Here is an 18567-nt window from a genome sequence, read left to right as displayed (position 1 = left end):
AATTGAGGGCAAGCATGCGTAAGCCCTTCAGTAAACAACTCACGAAGCGCGACTCCGTATTCTTTCCTCATGTGCGGTACTCCCAACGCTGAGTTAAGGGGCGGCTAGCCCCGATAACGTCATCGTAAACGGCCTTGCGAACTGCTGCAATGCATCTTACGTCCCCTTGAACGTCAAGGTTAGGCTAGCGGCCTGGCCTCGTGTCATCAAAGCTTCCAAGACGTGTCAGCCGTCCTGACACGGGGACATGCGTCAGCATGCTGTCCCTGAGCGAAGCGAATCACTCACCTGCGTCCTCCAATCAAGCACGGCCTTCATGTAGACCAAAGGGGTTTTAAGAGAGGCGATCCGCCCGCCCGCAGCACGCGCCCAGCGCGCGCGGACGGACGGAGCCGCCGTCCCTAGACTAGATATAAGGGACACCAGCCCTTTAAAGGTGGAATCAAAAACGCGAGTATGTCTGCCCTGATTCCTGATTTGATTTCACCCCGCCTATAACCTCAAATACCCCACTCGTTATGATTGAACTGCTCTGCCGGAAAATGCCCCTCTCGAGCTTGCTGCGCGGGTTATTGGAGCGCTGCTTTGCCGCGGAACGGCTGGAGGCTTTGTTCGAAGCGCACGCGCGCGAGCAATACACCCGTGACTTGTTGTTCTCCACGGTCTGCGATCTGCTGCTCTCCGTCGTTCTGCGCGTGTATCCCTCGACCCACGCCGCGTACCAAGACCGCCAGCAGGAACTGAACGTCTCGGTCGTCGCCCTGTATGACAAGCTCAAAGGGATCGAAGTCGCCGTCTCGGCGGCGCTGGTCCGGGAGACCGCACGGGATTTATCGGCCCTCCTCGACGCCCTGGACTGCCCGCCGAAACCCTGGTTGCCCGGCTATGCCGTGCGCATCCTGGACGGGAATTGCCTGGAAGCCAGCGAGAAGCGGCTGGGCGTCCACCAGGGGCTTGCCGCGGCCGCGTTGCCGGGCAAGTCCCTGGTCGTGCTGGACCCGGAGCGCCGCCTGCTGGTCGAGGTCGTCCCTTGCGAGGACGGCCACGCCCAGGAACGGTCGTTGCTGGAAGCCGTGCTGCCGACCGTCCAGGCCGGAGAGGTGTGGATCGCCGACCGCAACTTCTGCACCCTCGGCTTCCTGCGGGGCCTCCGGGAACGTCAGGCTGCGGTGGTGGTGCGCCGGCACAGGAGCCTCCCCTTCGGGGAACAAACCCCCTTCGCCCCGGCTGTCGGGGGGGAGGCGGGCCAGCGCCTCTTCGAGCAACGGATCGAAGTGGAAGGCCGCACCTACCGGTGCGTCCGCATCGAACTCCCCGCACCGACCCGCGACGGCGACACTCATCTCGACGTGCTCACCGACCTGCCAGACACGGTTGACGCCGCCACCGTGGCCCGCCTGTACCGGAAGCGCTGGACCCTGGAAACCGCGTTCCAACACCTCGAGCAGCACTTCGCCTCGGAACTCAATACGCTGGCCTATCCGCGAGCGGCTCTGTTCGGATTTTGCCTGGCCCTGGTCGCTTACAACGTCTTCTCGGTCATGCGTGCAGCGCTCGACAGTGCCCACTCGGAACCCGTCTCTAAGGGCGTGTCCTCCTATTACATCGCGCATGAGATCAGCGCGACTTTCCGCGCACTGCTCCTGCTGGGCGAGGCCCTCGACTGGCAATTCCTGGCGACCTGTCCTCCGGTCCAGTTCGCTCATTGGCTTCGCGACGTGGCGCGGAACGTCCGCTTGGACAGCCTCAAAAAACATGGACGCGGCCCCAAAAAGCCTCCCCAGAAAAAACCGTATGATCCCAAACAGCCCCATGTCTCCACGTACAAGTTGCTCCGGGATCAATAGCGGACACCTTAAAAGGGCTGATATAAGGGACACTTAAGTACGGAAATCGGTAAGACAAAGGGGTACGTCGCTTAGTAACACAGTACCCTGTAATTACATGCACTGGTTCAGACACCGGCAGCGGTACCCAGTAACACAGCTATTGATAACTGCAATCCAAGAGACAAGAGAGGGTGAAACGGAAGGGGTGAAGGGTGAGGGGTCTATCGTAGAGGTGACCGGCGCTGCGCGGCTTCATCGCGCAGCGTCCAGCGACCGAAGGGAGCGAGGTCGACCGCCGGGTTAGGGCTTCTTCTTTTCAATTTCTGCGACCAAGCGCTTTACAACGTCTGCCTGCTCAAATGCGGCGTAGATCGAGTCGTCGCGCAGTTCCTTAGCCGACGCGCCATCTTTCCCTTTTGCTCCGTTTGCGAGCAAAAGCTCGACAATGTCATTACGCCGACGGTACTTTGCAATATCCAGAGCTGAGTCACCGTCTTTGTCCAAGGCATTTACGTCGGCTCCGTTCTCAATCAGAAACTCAACCCACGCAGTACCAGCCCAGTCTTCCTCGATAGCCATCATTATTGCGGTTCGGCCAATTTCGTCCTGAGCGTTGATGTCTACTCCACGTTTCACCAACAGTTCTGCGGCGTCAAAATCCCCGAGCAAAACGGCCGTAACGATTGCGTCTGCGTCCTCGAAATACTCTGTGCGTTCCGTCATGGCGAAGCCCTAACCCAAGCCTAACGTTCCACGTAACCGGCCGCCGAAGCGCGTAGCGCGGAGGGAACCCACAAGCGCAGCTTGTGGGCGGTCCGGTTGACGTGGCCGTTAGAACTTGGGAAAGGAATCACGAAGCCTACTTCGACAAATGGCGCAAAACGAGGCTCGCGACACTTTCAATCGTTCCATCAATGCTGAACCATTCACTCTGGGATGCGCCAATGTGGAAGTGCTTTTCGACCTCTTCAATAAAGAGCGATAGGTCATCTGTATCGATGTGGAAATCCTTCGCCGGGTTAGTGGATCTAGAAACGTTCTCCCGTTCGATGAACCCGATTACACGGACGAAAATGTCGATAACGGTTTCGATTACCTGATCCTTTTGAGCAAGGCCGCCATTATCATTTTCCATTGCGCGCCTCGTATGCGCACATGCCGATGCTGACAGCGTCGAATACCGCCAAACCCACTGCAACGAATGGCAGCGCACGCCCCACAATTCCAAAGACTCGAATTGTGCCGAACGTGCTCTTTGCCACTCGGGCAGCAACGGAGCCGTGCGGAAGCGTTGTCATGGGGAAGAACTTCAGGCCAAAATGACTGACCAGATTGGTGTACTTACTGGAGCCCGGGTAGACCTTATGACCCAGACGCAGCTTGCTAATTGGAATTCCGCCAGCGCCAGTTATTGCTGCTGCCGCAGTGAGTCCGTAGTGCTCTTTCGCACATTCCCAAATGTCACTGACCGTAGTGTCAAGGTTCGGCACGTCCGGGGTCGATAGCCTTACCAAGTCGTATCCCTGACGGTTTCCATCCCCCGCATTTTCGGGGGCGAACGCTATGACCCCACTACTACCCGAGGACATGCTGAATTCCGCGATTAGGCTTGATGTGTTCGGCCTAAAATTAGTTCCCCGGCGGTTGAGTTCGGTTATGCCAAGGTGGATCGCGTGAGACAAAGGTGCTGAGTTCATAGAGTCTTCCTTTCGCAATCTGATTGCGCTTGATCGAGAGTTCTAACACCTGAGTTAAGCCGCGCCGCGAAGCGGCGTCGGCTTGAACGAGTAGTTAGCTACTACCGACTCCATGCGGCATCCACCGCGTTCGCGATGTCGCCGAAGATTGTGCCGCTCATGGGCGGACAATTTTCTGAGTAGCCTGATCCATTGATGTTGAGTACGGTTTCATTGGTAGAAGTGTCAACGAGATCCGTGCTGATGTGGTCAAACTTGAAGCCCCCACCAAAGCAACGGTTGGCCCAGTCATAGGGCGCGAAGCCTTCCACTACGAGTACATATCTCGCTTCCGCTTCGTTGTACGACTTAGAACGAGTAGCCGAAGTCTGCTCGGTGACGCGCGTGCGACTGCTCCAACGGTGGACGCGGAAACCCTTCTGATTTAGGCGGTTCTGAATTTCAATGACCCAAGGTGCGCTTGGAGCGTCGAGAGCGATAACTCGAGGCCCAACAATCTTTGTGTCATTGAGCTGCATCACACGGCCCGAAGACGCACATGCGGATAGGCTCAGCGCGGCAGCCGCGGATAGAAATACCAACTTCACTTGAACCCCCAATGTAGTAGCTAACGATTGGTTCAGCCGCCCGCAAAAGCGGCCTGCATCACGTGAAGAAGACCGGAAATGCCGCGCCGCTTTTGCGGGTCGGACTGCAACCGATTGTTATGTTCGCTTTGGAAATACATGACTCGCTATTCGAAGCAAGAGGGTATGGTCTGGTGTATTGACTGGAACGCTGTTGTTTACAGTAACCTCGTGGCAGGTCACGAGTTGCCTACTGGAGGTTATTATGCCGGGTGTATCCAGGATGATCGCGACTCCTAGAGTCCTGCGGTCTGGCTTGCCCTGCCAATACCCCTTGTATTTCTCCACGAATGATCGGTTATGCGCAAAGGCTTTTGCTCCTAACGCCTTGTGGTCGTTCCCTTCGAGCAGCCCTAACTTTTCGTTGACCGTCTTACCGATAGACAAAGCCAGCATCCCACGTGCCATACTCGGGTTTTCAGATTTCACGTATCGTTTGTGAAGTTGATCGAGGCCATCCTTTATTCGCCTCTGAATCTTCTGTGCTGATTTGAGCCTTTTGCATTCGACGAAGAACGTGAATCCATTCATCTGGACCTTGAGATCCGCGTCGTGCCCAAAATCGACAGCAAACCCCACGTTCACAAACTTCGCTGCGGTAGCCAATTCAAAACTAAAGTCACGTCCAGAACGGTTTTCGGAATCAAGCACGTATAGCTCTTGCCCTTTGAGGGAATCCTTTAGACGACCAATCAGCGACGGATCGAACTGCCCGCTCAACCCCTCATACATTCGCACTAGCTCCGCAACTTCATGGGCGGCGTTTACCCACGACTCGAATGAGTGCTCGTCGTAAAAAGCGTCAAGAGTGCCGGCAAGCTGGTGCCTAGCAAGCGCGCCGAATATCTTTTCGTACCGACCAACACGGGTTCTCGAATACTCAATGCCAAGCGCATCCAGCCAAGCGCACGCTTCGCCTAGCTTTCGATACGCCTCAACGTATGTGTCTGATGCGTAGTAATGCGTCAAACCATGCCCCCGAGAACATAACGTTCCGGCTCAGGCGCCCGCAAAAGCGGCCAACCGAGCGCCGATAGGAGCACAAATGCCGCGCCGCTTTTGCGGGTCGCCTGGAGCCGGTGGTTAGACCTTTTCACTGCAATTGCCAAAAAGAACTGGATTCCCCATGCGCTGTAACGCTACGTGCTGTCGTTTCGCGGCAGGCACAAAGAGGCCCGAGATTCCGAATCCGAGGAACGCACCTGCGGCCAAAATAGCAGCGGCTTCTCCCTTTCCTGTAGCGGCGGAAAACGCCGCAAACGCTCCTTGCAGTGCACTAAGCAACCAGAGCGTCCATATCCAGCTCGCTGCATTATTCGCTGAGATGCGGGCGCGCCAATTCCTGTGGAGGAGATAGAACGCCATCAGCTTGAATATAGGCTCGTTCATAGGTCTAACGTTTGCCATCACCGGCGAAGATGGAGCGCAGCGGAATTTTCGTCCGAGTGAATGGCATTGTTAGCACCTTCTTAGGCAACCCTCACGGACTGTTGTCGTCAGAAACTCAACAAAGCCCAATGCTTGACCCAATATTCCCGCAAACACTGCACTCAGGCTCTGATCATCAACCCCAAAATCATTGGCGATTTTCCTGTAGTTGGTTCCCTTTCGATGAGCCGAACTGCTCGAACGTAGATTCTGAAGCTTGCGCAGGAAAGCAATTTGGGATTCGTAGCCTTCCTCATTACTTGCTTGCAGAGCCGCCTCAAGCCGCGAAATGCTGCCCTTGAGATTAGGCCCGTCGGCTTCCGGAATTAGCTTGTTAAGTTCCTTTTCATTCAAGGAGTCAATGAGCAATTTAGTTAGCCCCAAGACCAGCTCATCAAAATCTCGCTGCTCGTCAGATGCAGGGATTCGCACGCTTTTAATGAAATACGCGTCTCCGGCATCCAGTGGCAGAAGGATTTGCCAACCAAGGTGCTCGCTACAATCTCTCTGCAATTGCGCGTACCGGTTAACAAACAAGTGCTCCGGGCGTTCGGAATTCGCAAACTGCGCCAGTATCTGACGCCGGAAGTATGTTTCGCTGACGCCCCCTTGCGGGTGAATATTGAAGCTGCGCCAGTGAAGTTGCTCTTGGAACGGCAGATCTCTTCCCAGATCACCTAGCCATGCGCAAACCTTATCCTCGTGATGATTGTCAATCTGCATGCTCCAAAGACTTCCGCACCATAGCATCGAGTCCTCAACCGTATATTTCGATGGCTGCTGAAAGTACTTATCGAGAACTTGCTTCCGAAAGTGCACCGGAGTCAGGTAATTTGGCGCCTCTGGATTTGCGCCGAAAAAGTTCGCCAGGGCACCAGGATTTGAGGTGTAGGTCTCCTCATCGCCGTATTCATCCAGACCTATTATGAACTCTACGTATTTCTTATCTGCCTTTTCTTCGAACCCCCATAAGCCGCTCTTCGATTTTGGCAAGGGCTCCACCAACCGCTTCCCCAGCAGCCGACTGAATGCGCAATGCTCACCAATACCATGCAGGTCGCCGTAGAAAAGACCCCAGGCGGCTAAGCCATCCCTCCGCTCTTGGCCGCCCTCGTCCAATTCGAGTTCTTTCAATGTATGGTTCGAGTGCTCGCGACAGTCGAACTGGATTGACAGATGCATGTCACGTATCGCCAAGAATTGTCGGATCTCCTTTACCCGGATCAGGACGCGATCGTCTTCGACGACGGCCACAACTGTTTCGCTTCCGTCATCATCAAACTTCAGGTATCGATCCGTCTTTCTATCGTGATATAGCCTGTGAAAGAGGCGAAACTCTTCCGATATCTCCTTGTAGTCCTCGCGCATGCCGTGAAAGACACGATCAATGACAAGCGGCTCAATCCCATCGTCGTCGCCGAAACGAAGATACTCAATGCGTTCATCTCCGTCGTCATGGTATACAGCCGATCCAGGAACACCACCGCCATGCGAGAGGTCCCATGTTAATGTCGACAGGACTTCGTCAACTCGGTCACTTGGCACCAGCGCACAATAGATACCGTGGCTGTGCGGACCGGTCGTGTTCGAGTAATACACCGGCAGCATATCGGTGAGTTGCAGATTGCGAGTCAACGACTCAAGCATCGTTTCCTGCGATAACCGCTTGCATTCTTGTTCCATGCTCATCGGATCGTCTCCGGAGTATCCTTAGGTGCTAACATAAAGTAGACCCCCTAAACGGCGCCTTATATTACGCCATTTGTGGGGTATAAACTGATTTCGCTTTCAGGAACCGACCAAATTTCAAGGCCTTGCTATCTTTAGCGGGGTCGGTCGCCGTTGGTTTTATACACCTGCTCATTATGCCGAGCAAGCCGAAACTATTGGATCAAGTGCGGGACAAAATCCGCGTCAAACATTAGACATTATCGGAAACCACCTTTCATAACCGGAACAGAGGAAATGGCCGGCTATCAATAACTCATTGAGGTAAGCCCCCGGCTTTGCCGGGGGACTCACCGAGGTTTGACCTGTACAACGGTCATCGTGAACCTGAAATCTCGACCAAGAGAAGGAGGTTCACAATGAAAGAGTACCAGAGTCTTTCCCACACCCGGTGGGATTGTAAGTATCATGTGGTGTTCATCCCGAAGCGGCGGAAGAAACAGATTTTTGGTGCGCTCAAGCGGCATCTTGGAGAGATATTTCATGAGCTTGCCGGGCACAAGGAATCGAAAATAGTAGAAGGTCACCTGATGGGCGACCACGTTCATATGTGTATCAGCATTCCGCCGAAGTATGCGGTTTCGAACGTGGTGGGCTACATCAAGGGTAAGAGTGCGATTCAAATCGCCCGGCAGTTTGGGGGGCGGCAGAGGAACTTCACCGGGGAGAATTTCTGGGCGAGGGGATATTTTGTGTCCACGGTGGGTTTGGATGAGGCTATGGTTCGGGCGTATATCCGCCATCAGGAACAGGAGGATGAGCGTATTGACCAGATGAAGCTGGGCCTGTAAACAGCCGCCTTGGGCGGCTCATGATTTTACGGCGCCTTCGAGGCGCTCACCCAATAAGCCCCCGGCTTTGCCGGGGGTGATTTAACTTTATAGAGCGGCCCGTTTACTGGGTCTTCCAGCATGTCTACATGGTTCTCCCAGTTCTCTTGCCAGTACTTGCTGCCGCGATTGACGCAGAGCCAGCCGAAGGAAAACACAATACCGAGATTGCAGAGCAGTACCGAAAGATCAGCTTTGTTCGACGACGATGATGCTTGGATGGCTACGAAGCCGGCGAGGGTAGCGGCAATGAACGTCCAAAAGTAAGTGGCACGTTTCCAATACAGGTCTACCTCGAACTTTCGGATGTCGAGCGCAAGCTCCAGCGCTTTTACGTTAATGCTCTTGTCCGAGACCGAAGTGTCTTTCGTGAACTCGGCGCGGTATTCATCATCGGAGAAGTCGCGTGTGGGCATAGTCGATGCCTAACGTGGAGGTAAGGGGCTGCGCGTTAGCGCAGTCCCAGCGCAGCGAAGCGGAGCAAACTTGACCGCAGGGTTAGAAGGTTCATTGACCATGACTTACTCTCAAAATCCTTCCATCGTCTTTTGCAATTTCAGCGACTGCTACGCCACCAAGAGTATTTGTTTGCAAAGAACCTTCAACAATCCAGATGCCGTTGACCAAGGCAGCCTTGTATGGCTTTTGCTGTGAGATCTGCTCTTGGCCATAAATTGGCTCCCAAACTGCGATTGCAATTTTTATCGCAGTCCCCGCATCAGGAACATAACCCTGCGCGGGTTTGAAATTGTGCGGCGGCTGTGAATACGCCACGGGGGCAAACAGTAGCAGAACTATTGCGATGATGAGTGCGCGCTTGTTCATGTAGCCTTCACGCTCAGGCCAGAAAGCGATGGGTTTCGCCGGCGCTCTAGCCATCCTACCGCGAACGCTCTTACATCAATTGCCGTAGACAAGCAGCAACGCACGCATTGGCATCGACGTTTATGCGAGCCACGTTCCGACGCCAGTGGCCCGATGCCAGGATTTTATTTACTGCCTCGGGAGTTTCCGCCAGGGACCGGATCCGTTTAGCGATACCGTTTTCCTCTGCCCAACGGATGTTGTATTCGAAAAGTATGCGCATGGACGGGTTGTCCATGAGCACGAGCGGGACGCGGCAGGCTATGGCTTCATGGATGGAGATCGGGCCCGGCTTGCCTACCATGACATCTGCAAGCCTCATGTATTCCGCGACCTTGGCGGTGTATCCCACGATCAGCTTGGGCTTGCGCGATCGCCACTGGCACAGCGACTCGTAGGCCACTTTGTGACAACCACAGATGGCAATCAGATTCCAGGGAGTCGCTGCAGCATCCAGCCGCCGTGCGATGTCGACCATGTACCTTGAGCCCTGGCCGCCAAAGAAAATGAGGACTGTCGGAAGATCCCTTCGCAATCCCAATTCTTCGAGAGCCTCCGCCGGATTGGTATCGGCGGGTGCGAGAAAAGACGGGTGAACCGGCATACCCCGGAGCGGAAAGACATGAGACTCCGGCACCCCCCTTTGCAAGGCCTGCTGAACGAGTCGCTCGGTGCCGCACAAGTAGTAGGACATCAAGGCCGGGTCGAACCAGTACCGGCGGTAGAACTCTTCGAAATCGACCGGAATCGTCACACAGCGCGCTTCCGGGTTACTTTCGCGGGCGGCGGCGAAAATGATTCCATTGCAAAGAGGAATCGTCGAGATCACGACATGCGGCGTTGCGTGTTTCCAAAACGCGGCAAGGCGCGAGGCCGCCGGCTGCATCAAGGTCATCAATCCCCTTCCAAGCGCGATGTATTGCCGCAAACCGATCATCGTTTCCCATTGCAGACCCGTGTTGTAAAGCTTAATGCCCGCTCGGGTGAGCCAATCCAACAACGAAACGTGAGAAAAAATCTGGTCGGTGTTGACCGCCCGAACATCGGCTTCAGGAAGAGAGCGTTGCAGTTCGGCCTTTAGAGCCATGGCTATGCCTTTGTGGGCGCCCCCACCATTGAAGTAAACGATGTCGACTCGCTTGCTTTTGCCGTCTTCGGTTACAGGCCTCTCGTGAATCGATGAAATCTCAATGGTTTTCGTCATAGAGCACCCTCCGTGTACTGGGTAAAACGATTCGCGATTAATTTCCGATTTTGAAAAGCTGCCCGATACGTCCTGGCCATTTTTCTCGGTATGCGTCTTCCTGCGAGGTTGCGTGTTTCATGAGCTAGCCCGGGTATTTCTTTACAGGGCGGGTCGGCACAGCCGTGAAACCCGCATAAAATCAGTTTACGAAGAAGATTTTTTGGGGGGACTGTGCCGATGCCAAATTGTTCCGTTGATGAGATGACTTTTGGACGCCTGGGACAGCGGGTGATCGAAGCCAATTTCCAAGGCGGAGCGATCAGTTCCGATGGTGGCGTGATGCTGTTGCGGCAGTTGGATCGAGGCATTGGATTATCCAAAGCCGTGGCGCAGGCGCTAAGCGATCCCAGGGACAAAGGACCGCCTCAAAATCGCCTTCGCCCAAACCGGCATCAAGCACCGCAGTATTCACGAATTACGGTACGCCGCCGATCGTTTTTATTCGATGTCGTGATCCCAATTTTGGACGTATCAGTCAATGAATCGATTCAATCAATCTGCAATTGCCTCTCCTTCGGGCGTCCGCATCCCGATTGCCATCTGGGCACTCGGTTTCGTCAGCCTGCTCATGGATATCTCGTCCGAGCTCATCCATAGTCTGCTGCCGGTCTTCCTCGTCACCTCCCTGGGCGCGAGCGCACTCGTGGTCGGACTGATTGAGGGAACTGCCGAGGCCACCGCGCTCATCGTCAAGGTCTTCTCCGGTGCTCTATCCGATTACTGGGGCAAGCGCAAGCCCTTGGCCTTTCTCGGCTACGGGCTGGGCGCGGTATCCAAACCGCTGTTCGCGCTGGCGACGAGTTCCGGCCTGGTGCTGGCCGCGCGGCTGATGGACCGGGTTGGCAAGGGTATCCGGGGTGCGCCGCGCGACGCGCTGGTAGCGGACATCGCGCCACCCGAGGTACGCGGCGCGGCCTTTGGCCTGCGCCAGTCGCTCGACACGGTGGGCGCCTTCCTCGGCCCGCTCCTCGCCATGGGACTGATGCTGCTCTGGGCGAACGACTTACGCGCCGTGTTCTGGGTGGCGATCATCCCCGGGTTCCTCGCGGTAGCGTTGCTGTTCTTCGCCGTAAAGGAGCCGGAAAAGAAATCGGAACGGCCCGCTGTCAATCCTATTCGGCGGGAGAACCTGTGCCGACTGCCCGCGGCCTACTGGTGGGTGGTCGGAGTCGGAGCGGTATTCACCCTGGCGCGCTTCTCCTAAGCTTTCCTCGTATTGCGTGAGCCTTGGTCTGCGCATCGCGGCCTTCGGTCCAGGTCAGGCTCGCCCCGAATCGCCATTGCGGGTTCAGCCAGAACTCGGTGCCGGCTTCCACCCCCTGAATTTCGGCATCGTTGATGTTCCGGCGCTGCTTGATCGGCGTGCCGTCGGGTTGCCGGCCCACGGTGGCCCGGTCGATGAATCCCTCGTAGTCGGTGTGGAAGTAAAACACCTCGGCGCTCAGCGCCTGGCTGCGATACTTGAGGCCGATTTCCTTGCTGAAGGATTCCTCGGGCTGAAGAGACGTATTGGGAATTTCGTTGAAGAAGTCCACGCGGCCGAAAAAATCCTCCATGTTGGGTGCGCGGAATCCGAACGCCAGGCCTCCCACCAGATTGAGATTCGGCGTGAGCCGGTAAGCCAGGTTGAGGTTGCCGGCGACGGCGTCCGTCTCGAAGCCGAGGGTTTGGTCGGCCACCTCGCCGACCGCTTCGTAGTGGTTGTCGCGGATGCCGAACGCGCCCCAGAAGATGGGCCTCGTCCTGAAGATACACGGCCCAGCTCTCATACGCAGCGTGAAGCCAATCGTATCGAAGCCGGTGAGCTCGCGCGCCTCGATGCCGAGTGTCCGTTGCCCGACGATTTCTTCTCCTTCCCGCTGGTCTTTGTAGGAGATGTTGAGGCGCACGCCGCCGAAGATGCCGAGCCGGTTCGCCCGGCATTCGAGGTAACCGAAGCGCCGCTCCCGGGGCTCGTAGACGTTATTAGTCGGTCCGGGAGACCAGCAATACTTCCTTAATACCGGGTTCGCGCGGCTGGCGGCTCAGCGGCCGAATAGGCTGGCTACCCTTGATCGCCTTCCAAAGAATCGCGTTGTACTCGTGCGTGTCTGCGGCGTCCACTTCGGCAAGATCGAGTTTCATCGAACGCTCCGCGAGCCCGCGCTTTTCCCCCTGCAGGGAAGCCAACGCGGGGTTCATTTCATAGAGATCCTGGGCGGGTACGATATGCTCGTAAGGCGTGAAATCGGGACGGGTCGTAAAACTTCGATTCATGGTGTTGGCGGCGGCGTCGAACTGGCTCATGGGCTTGAGACCCAGCAATACCTCGGCTGTATGGATCATGGATACAGTACTGTAGTGAGTGCTGTCGACGGCTCGGCGTTTGACGTAGGGGCCGATGAGCAAGGCCGGCGTGCGGTGGGAATCGACATGGTCGAAACCGTTCTGGGTATCGTCCTCGATGACCATGATCAATGTGTTGGGCCAGAATCGGGAATGGGAGATGGCGTCGACGATGCGTCCCAAGGCCAGATCGTTGTCCGCCATCATGGCCTGGGGAGTGGGATAACCGGGGCGGGTGCCGGCGAGATGGTCGTTGGGAAGGCTGATGATGGAGAGGTTGGGGAAGCCGCCGTTCTTCTTATAGGATTCGAACTCCTCGAGCCACACCTCGGCTCGCTTGATGTCCATATGCTTCAGGTCGTAGGTGCGGTACATCGGCGAAAAGTGGTCCACCAGAGCGGGCATGCGGGTGGTGGCGGGCTCGTAACTGCCGTCGGCGTATGTTTTGCCGTTGATCACGTACTCGCCGTAGGAGCGGTAGCTGATGCCGGCCGCCCGGGCAGCGTCCCACAAGTAGCCGCCGGGCACATTGGTGATGGCGATCAGTGCCCGGTTGGTCAGGGTGCCGCGGCCGGAGTAGTCACTCGGCCAGACCTTCATCGTATAGTCCGTAGCGTTGCCGCCCATGGAGCGTTCATGGCCGTCCTTGCTGATCTCCGCATCGCAGTAGGTGTTGTCCAGAAGCACGAATTCGCGGGCCAGACGGCGATGGTTGGGGGCACTCCGATCATCGAACATGAGCAGGCTGGAGTCTCCATTGCCCTTCGGAAGGTCTCCGAAGATTTGGTCATAGGTGCGGTTTTCCTTGACGATATAAACCACATGCCGGATGGGTAGCTGCTTGAGGATGCCGGAGTGGGCATGGGGTTCCCCATGTTTGCCGCCTGCTGTTACGGCCTTGCCGCGGGCCACCATGTTGTTCTCGTTGACCTGGCGAGTGTAGCGTTTCAGCGTGCCCTGATCTGGGACGTCGATCACGGATAGCGAGCCGATCATCTGATCGCCGACATAGCTCTGAGGATAGGCGTTCTGGCCCAAGCCCACGTCCTTGGAGTTGGCGACGTAGAGCTTGTCGCCGGCCGGGCTGATGCTGAGCGCCGTCGGGTACCAGCCGGTGGGGATGCGGCCCCTTACCTTATAGCGGCTTTTCGGATTCTTTTTCTCACCTTTCAGATCGACCACGACCACGGCGTTCTCACCGGCGTTCAACACGTAGAGGGTTTCGCCGCCGGGGGAGACTGCCAGGGCATTGGGTGTGCTGCCCGAGGGAGCGTTCTTGTAAGGCCGCACGTCGATGTCGAACAGCCTGGCATCCGTGTCGGTGTCGATCACGGAAACGTTGTCGCTGTTGGCGTTGGCCACGTACAGCCGGTCGCCGGAGGGGCTGAAGACCATGACGTTAGGGTGCTGGCCCACCGCGATGCGTTTGGTCACCGCAGCGGAATCCGGGTTACTCACATCCACAACGGCGACATTGCCTTCCTTCCAGTTGGACACATAGAGCTTTTTGCCGCCGGCACTGAGCAGTACACCGTACGGAAACATGCTGGCGTTATAGGGGTCGGCGCTTTCACCCATCGGGATTCGGTGGGTGACGGTGCCAGCGACGGGGTCTAGAACCGCCACATCCCCGCCTTGGTGGTTGGCCGCGAACAGCCGGCTCTCGTCGGCCGACAGGGCGATGCTGGTAATGAAGCCGCCCGTGCGGCGGGGATCCACCTGAATTTGCCCGGTTTCAGCGATGCCACTCTCCGTCACCTCATAAACGCGCACCAGGTTGGTATGGCCACCCGAGGCATAAATACGCCTGCCGTCCCTGCTGTAGGCTAGTCCGATGAACAGGCCTTCCGGCGCGTCGTAGGGAAGGTGATCGCGAATGGTAAGATTTGCTCGATCGATGCGCATGAGGGAGTGCGGACCGTAACCGTTATTGCTGATCAGTAGGTCGTTGCCGTCCGGACTGAGGATCATGCCGAGGGGCACGTGGCCGAGCCGGATCTTCTCTCCAACGGGGGTAACTTGCCAGTTGTTAGGGGTGATGCCCGTCAGACCGTCGGGGCTGGGGCCCGCGGGGCGGGTCGACAGGTCGGGGGACGCCGCGTGAACGGTATTGCCGATACCGGGAAGGCCGACGGACATAATGCCGCTCAATAGGCCGGCGATGATCATTACTCTGGGCTGCATGCGAATCTCCAATAACGTCATGATGGGTGCGGAGGCCGCCCTCTCCGTCGGACGAACATTGCCTCATGGGCGCTCGTCACCGGTCGGCGAATCAGCGCAACGATGACAGGGGATTGCCCCTGCCGTCACAGTGCGTCGGACCTGCGGCTAATGTCTAGCGATTCAAAGCGAGCGGCATAGTCGCGCAATGCCGATCAATCGAAGCGAGATGCTCCCTTAGTAGCGCCGCGCGATTCACGCGTAAACCCGTTCCGTTCGTGCCATGGGCAATTCATATCTACTCTCGGTCGGGTCGAGCACAAGAACCGTGTGGCGCACCGTGATGTTCGCGCCGGATCATAGGCGTACAACGTTTCATTCGGTTTACGAATACGTGACATGATGGTGGCGGTTCTGCGACAGAACAGCAGAAGCAAGGAAAGCGTGCCCTGTAAAGGTCTATCTGCACCGCGAGCCGGTGGACGCCTTGATGGTGGCGGAGCGGTTGTTGCGCAAGGCAGGGCGGCCGGAGGTTTCGGGTCGGTAGAACAGTCAGGTTCGTCCTTGGCAGCCCGGCGCCTGAGGCGGTCAAGCTGTCAGGTGAGGGGGAATCTAAAGTCACTGGCCTGCCGATGGTAACAGCGTTAGGATTGGAGTGACCTTTGAGTCACCCTGGAGGCACCATGAACAAGGAACAGTTCACGACTTTCGTTTCATCGCTGGTATTTATGAGCTCGACGACACAATACGCATCCGTTAATGCCGCCAGTATCTCTAATTCGACCATATCCAGTTCAGTGTCCTCCGTTTCGCTCGGGCACGCGAACGGGCAGGCCGTCATAAGCGGTCAGCAGGGGAAAATTTCGCTTAATGGCGACCGGGTTGAGGTCAGGGACGGCAGAGTGACATGGAACGGCGTGTCCTACGGCGCAGTCGGGAAGAAGTCTATCGTGACGTATGTCGTCGATGGCTCGGTGAAGAGGCTTTTCGTGGATGGGGTCGAGCGGTTGCCTGATCCGTAATCGAGCTGCCCGGATGCTTTAGGGTCCGGTTTTCCGGCTAGCCCGGGATGAAAGCCTTTCTTTTCGGGCATATGCCAAACGGACTTTGCAAAGGGCATAATAAGCCATGCGCGTTCGTTATCGAGTTGAACACATCGAGGGATTATGTCTGCCATCCACCACGCCTTGGTATTGAACCTGCATCAGCCACCCGGCAATCTGGAACATCTGTTTTCGGAACAGCCGTGGGAGGCGCACGAGATTCTATTTGCCTATGACCGGATTCCTCGCTTTCTTTGGGATTACGAGGACATTGCAAGGGTCCATCTTTCGCTTTCGGGGACGCTCCTCGAAACTTTATCGAATCCTGAGTTCCAAAGCCGCGTTTACGGCATTGTCGATTGCGGATCGCTGATCTGGCACCTGCAGAACGAGAAGATCATCGATATTCTGGGCACGGGTTATTACCATCCGGTCTTGCCGCTGATACCCGCAGCCGATCGCGACGAGCATCTGGCTCGCTGGCGCAGCATCGCCGGTCACCTGTTCTGGCGGGACACTTTCCAGGGCTTTTGGCCCCCGGAAATGGGGTTTTCCATGGAATTGATTCCGTTGCTCAAGAAATTCGGCTACCGCTTTGTGATCGTCGACAGCGAGCACGTGGAACCCGTGACGCCCATGCAGTGGCACGAGCTTCGCTACCGTCCTCATGTCGCGCGCTACAACGGAGAAGAAATCATCGTTATCGTGCGCGACCGGGAGCTTTCGGACGCCCAGGAATCCGGCATGGACTATGTCTGGTTTGTGAAAGAACTGGCCCAACGGACCCAGTGGTGCGACTTCGAGCCGTTGATCACGACCTGCACGGATGGTGAGAACGGAGGCTGGTTCCGCAATACGACCAACGAGGTGAATTTCTGGGGCGCATTCTATCGGGAAATGCTGGAAGAGGCGCGTAGGAATGGTTTGATTCAGCCGATCTTTATCAAGGATTACCTGGACCGGTTCGGTACTTTTGGTGAAGTCACGGTGAGGACGGGGGCGTGGAATACCGGATGGCACCATGGTCGGGATTTCCTGCAATGGACCGGCTCGCAGGCGCAGAAGGACTCCCTGGCGCGGCTTAAGGTCATCAGCAAGGCGGTACACGAAGCCCGTGATCCCGCCGCAGCGAACGAGCTGACGGGACCGGAGCAGGGAGATTTGAACGAAGCCTTGTGGCGCTTATTGCGAGCCGAAACCAGCTGTAACTTTTATTGGGGGGAGGAGTGGGTGCACCGCTGCCATAGCGACCTGGACGAAGCCGAGGCCTGCTTGCAACGCTACAATGCCGGGAGTTCTCGGTCCCCTTCAGCCGGCAATGGCTAATTCCAAATCGCTCTCAATAAGGCGTTCATTTGTGTGGGGTAGAGCTATAGGTCGCGAGGCCGTAACCCATCGAGCAACCTCGGACCTGTCCTGAGCCTGTCGAAGGGCTAACCCGCCACCGATGGGTTTCGCTTCGCTCTACCTATCCTACATCAAGTTCGGTACATCGTTCGGCGGCAGAGGTCCCGCGTAGGGTCCACACCCGCTGATTGTGGACATCTGATCTTCGATCCATTGCTCGGCGCGTTGGTTGATTTCGGCGGAACTCAGCGCCGTGGCGTCGATCGGCGGTCCGATGCGCACCTGAATGACGCCCGGAAATTTGAGGAAGGCCTGCCTGGCCCAGTATTCGCCGGCATTATGAGCCACCGGCACTACCGGGCAGCCGGTGCGATGGGCGAGTATTCCACCGCTAGTTCCGTAGCGTCCTTTCTGCCCTGGCGCGACTCGGGTCCCTTCCGGGAAAATAACCACCCAGCGCCCGTCTTTCAGCCGTTTTTCGCCGTCCCTCAGAATCTGTTTCATGGCAGCGGCTTTCGCTTGCCGGTTGATGGCGATGGGTTCCAGAGTCGCCATCGCCCAACCCCATACCGGAATGCGCAGCAACTCGCGCTTCAAGATGAATACCAGGGGCGGGAATAGGGCTTGCAAAGCCAGTGTTTCCCAGGCGGATTGATGTTTGCAGAGGATGACGCCGCTTTTTTGCGCCGGAATGTTTTCGAGTCCGTGCACCTCGTACTTCAATCCGCATACGGTTTCCAGCAGCCAAAGGTTGAAGCGCACCCACCGATTGGCAATGGCATAGCGGGTTTCGAATCCGAGCGGATACGCGGCGATTAGCACGGGCCCAAGCAGGAGGGTTGAGATCACTTGGCCGAGAAAGTAGATGGTGGAACGCAAGCTAACGCAAATCGACATTGAAAAGGATGGATTGGGACGCTGCATAAAGGTTTGGGAAAATTGGAACATCGAGATCCGGATGGCGGGCCAAAGTCCGCAGGCCTTTGCCGGTTTCAACCAGGATGGCGTTGGCGCCCGCTGAGCGGGCGGCCTGAATGTCCCGGAAAGAGTCGCCCACTGCCGGCACGGACTTCAAATCGACCTTGTATTTATCGGCAAATGCGCGAAATAGACCCGGTTCGGGCTTGCGACAGTCGCAACCGTCTTCCGGGCCGTGCGGGCAAAAGAAAATGTCTTCGACTCGGCCCCCCGAGGACTCGACCGCGCTGCGCATTTTTTGATGGATGGCTCCCAGCGTCGGCAGATCGAACAACCCGCGAGCGATGCCGGACTGGTTCGTGAGGACTACGACACGGAACCCGCCGCGGGTTAAGAGCGCGATCCCTTCCAGGCTGCCCGGGATGGGGACCCATTCGTCGGGCGATTTGATATAGGCGTCGGAATCCTCGTTAATGACGCCGTCCCGGTCCAAAATGACGAATTTCGACATGCCGTGGGGCCG

General features: G+C 56.8%; 20 protein-coding genes. 6 read left to right on the top strand and 14 right to left on the bottom strand.

Annotated elements, in window-relative coordinates; translation table 11 throughout:
* The first annotated feature begins 518 nt into the window (after positions 1-518).
* Positions 519-1847 carry a transposase gene (locus sS8_RS06315; RefSeq protein WP_119628905.1) on the top strand — a complete coding sequence of 443 codons (1329 nt, stop codon included), beginning with the start codon at positions 519-521 and terminating at the stop codon, positions 1845-1847.
* Positions 1848-2129: 282 nt separating this feature from the next.
* On the opposite strand, the gene sS8_RS06310 is transcribed toward sS8_RS06315, so the two are convergent.
* From sS8_RS06310 to sS8_RS06280, 7 genes are all read right to left on the bottom strand, one after another.
* On the bottom strand, positions 2130-2552 hold the full coding sequence (locus tag sS8_RS06310) for an ankyrin repeat domain-containing protein (protein ID WP_119628904.1): 423 nt from the start codon (positions 2550-2552) through the stop codon (positions 2130-2132).
* Positions 2553-2688: 136 nt separating this feature from the next.
* A complete protein-coding gene (locus sS8_RS06305) occupies positions 2689-2964 on the bottom strand; it encodes an acyl carrier protein (protein WP_119628903.1) in 276 nt (91 codons plus the stop codon).
* Positions 2954-3418 (bottom strand): hypothetical protein, encoded by a 465-nt coding sequence (locus sS8_RS06300; protein ID WP_119628902.1) that lies wholly within the window; start codon positions 3416-3418, stop codon positions 2954-2956. The genes sS8_RS06305 and sS8_RS06300 overlap by 11 nt, the downstream gene beginning before the upstream one ends.
* Positions 3419-3627: 209 nt before the next feature.
* On the bottom strand, positions 3628-4044 hold the full coding sequence (locus sS8_RS06295; protein ID WP_119628901.1) for a hypothetical protein: 417 nt from the start codon (positions 4042-4044) through the stop codon (positions 3628-3630).
* 186 nt (positions 4045-4230) lie between these two features.
* Positions 4231-5121, bottom strand: coding sequence for a hypothetical protein (locus sS8_RS06290; RefSeq protein ID WP_119628900.1), 891 nt, complete (start codon positions 5119-5121; stop codon positions 4231-4233).
* Between the two features lie 114 nt (positions 5122-5235).
* Complete coding sequence (locus sS8_RS06285) at positions 5236-5541, bottom strand: hypothetical protein (RefSeq protein WP_119627848.1); 306 nt, start codon at positions 5539-5541, stop codon at positions 5236-5238.
* 69 nt (positions 5542-5610) lie between these two features.
* The gene (locus sS8_RS06280; RefSeq protein ID WP_119628898.1) at positions 5611-7269 is read right to left on the bottom strand and encodes a ubiquitin family protein; all 1659 of its coding nucleotides are present in this window, start codon (positions 7267-7269) and stop codon (positions 5611-5613) included.
* 398 nt (positions 7270-7667) lie between these two features.
* Here sS8_RS06280 and tnpA point away from each other — a divergent pair, with 398 nt between their 5' ends.
* Positions 7668-8099 carry an IS200/IS605 family transposase gene (gene tnpA, locus sS8_RS06275; protein ID WP_119628897.1) on the top strand — a complete coding sequence of 144 codons (432 nt, stop codon included), beginning with the start codon at positions 7668-7670 and terminating at the stop codon, positions 8097-8099.
* A 26-nt stretch (positions 8100-8125) separates the two neighbouring features.
* Here tnpA and sS8_RS06270 read toward each other — a convergent pair whose 3' ends face one another.
* From sS8_RS06270 to sS8_RS06260, 3 genes are all read right to left on the bottom strand, one after another.
* Complete coding sequence (locus tag sS8_RS06270) at positions 8126-8554, bottom strand: RipA family octameric membrane protein (protein ID WP_197716699.1); 429 nt, start codon at positions 8552-8554, stop codon at positions 8126-8128.
* A 91-nt stretch (positions 8555-8645) separates the two neighbouring features.
* Complete coding sequence (locus sS8_RS06265; RefSeq protein ID WP_170160975.1) at positions 8646-8963, bottom strand: YbbC/YhhH family protein; 318 nt, start codon at positions 8961-8963, stop codon at positions 8646-8648.
* A gap of 70 nt (positions 8964-9033) precedes the next feature.
* The gene (locus tag sS8_RS06260; protein WP_119628895.1) at positions 9034-10206 is read right to left on the bottom strand and encodes a glycosyltransferase; all 1173 of its coding nucleotides are present in this window, start codon (positions 10204-10206) and stop codon (positions 9034-9036) included.
* 219 nt (positions 10207-10425) lie between these two features.
* Here sS8_RS06260 and sS8_RS29855 point away from each other — a divergent pair, with 219 nt between their 5' ends.
* Positions 10426-10845: a transposase gene (locus sS8_RS29855; RefSeq protein WP_119628894.1), complete on the top strand. Its 420-nt coding sequence runs from the start codon at positions 10426-10428 to the stop codon at positions 10843-10845.
* Complete coding sequence (locus tag sS8_RS06250) at positions 10727-11452, top strand: MFS transporter (RefSeq protein WP_197716698.1); 726 nt, start codon at positions 10727-10729, stop codon at positions 11450-11452. Before sS8_RS29855 ends, sS8_RS06250 begins: the two co-directional genes overlap by 119 nt.
* Here the strand turns inward: sS8_RS06250 and sS8_RS06245 are convergent.
* Positions 11430-12137, bottom strand: a complete 708-nt coding sequence (locus sS8_RS06245) for a TonB-dependent receptor plug domain-containing protein (protein WP_119628893.1) — start codon at positions 12135-12137, stop codon at positions 11430-11432. The two genes, sS8_RS06250 and sS8_RS06245, sit on opposite strands and share 23 nt — an antisense overlap.
* A 76-nt stretch (positions 12138-12213) precedes the next feature.
* A complete protein-coding gene (locus tag sS8_RS06240) occupies positions 12214-14757 on the bottom strand; it encodes a bifunctional YncE family protein/alkaline phosphatase family protein (protein ID WP_170160974.1) in 2544 nt (847 codons plus the stop codon).
* Positions 14758-15419: 662 nt separating this feature from the next.
* Between sS8_RS06240 and sS8_RS06235 the strand changes: the two genes are divergently transcribed.
* Together sS8_RS06235 and sS8_RS06230 are read left to right on the top strand one after the other, a co-directional pair.
* Entirely contained in the window at positions 15420-15758 is a 339-nt protein-coding gene (locus sS8_RS06235; RefSeq protein WP_119628891.1) for a hypothetical protein, read from the top strand.
* A gap of 144 nt (positions 15759-15902) precedes the next feature.
* Positions 15903-17105, top strand: a complete 1203-nt coding sequence (locus tag sS8_RS06230) for a polysaccharide deacetylase family protein (protein WP_119628890.1) — start codon at positions 15903-15905, stop codon at positions 17103-17105.
* Positions 17106-17252: 147 nt separating this feature from the next.
* On the opposite strand, the gene sS8_RS06225 is transcribed toward sS8_RS06230, so the two are convergent.
* Both sS8_RS06225 and gmhB read right to left on the bottom strand, forming a co-directional pair.
* Positions 17253-17948, bottom strand: coding sequence for a lysophospholipid acyltransferase family protein (locus sS8_RS06225; RefSeq protein ID WP_232020539.1), 696 nt, complete (start codon positions 17946-17948; stop codon positions 17253-17255).
* 58 nt (positions 17949-18006) lie between these two features.
* Positions 18007-18555 carry a D-glycero-beta-D-manno-heptose 1,7-bisphosphate 7-phosphatase gene (gene gmhB / locus sS8_RS06220; RefSeq protein WP_119628888.1) on the bottom strand — a complete coding sequence of 183 codons (549 nt, stop codon included), beginning with the start codon at positions 18553-18555 and terminating at the stop codon, positions 18007-18009.
* Positions 18556-18567 lie beyond the last annotated feature (12 nt).

Source organism: Methylocaldum marinum (assembly GCF_003584645.1).
GTDB classification, from domain to species: Bacteria; Pseudomonadota; Gammaproteobacteria; order Methylococcales; family Methylococcaceae; genus Methylocaldum; species Methylocaldum marinum.
Note: the sequence above shows the minus strand (reverse complement) of the source record. Positions and strands in the feature narration are given on the sequence as shown.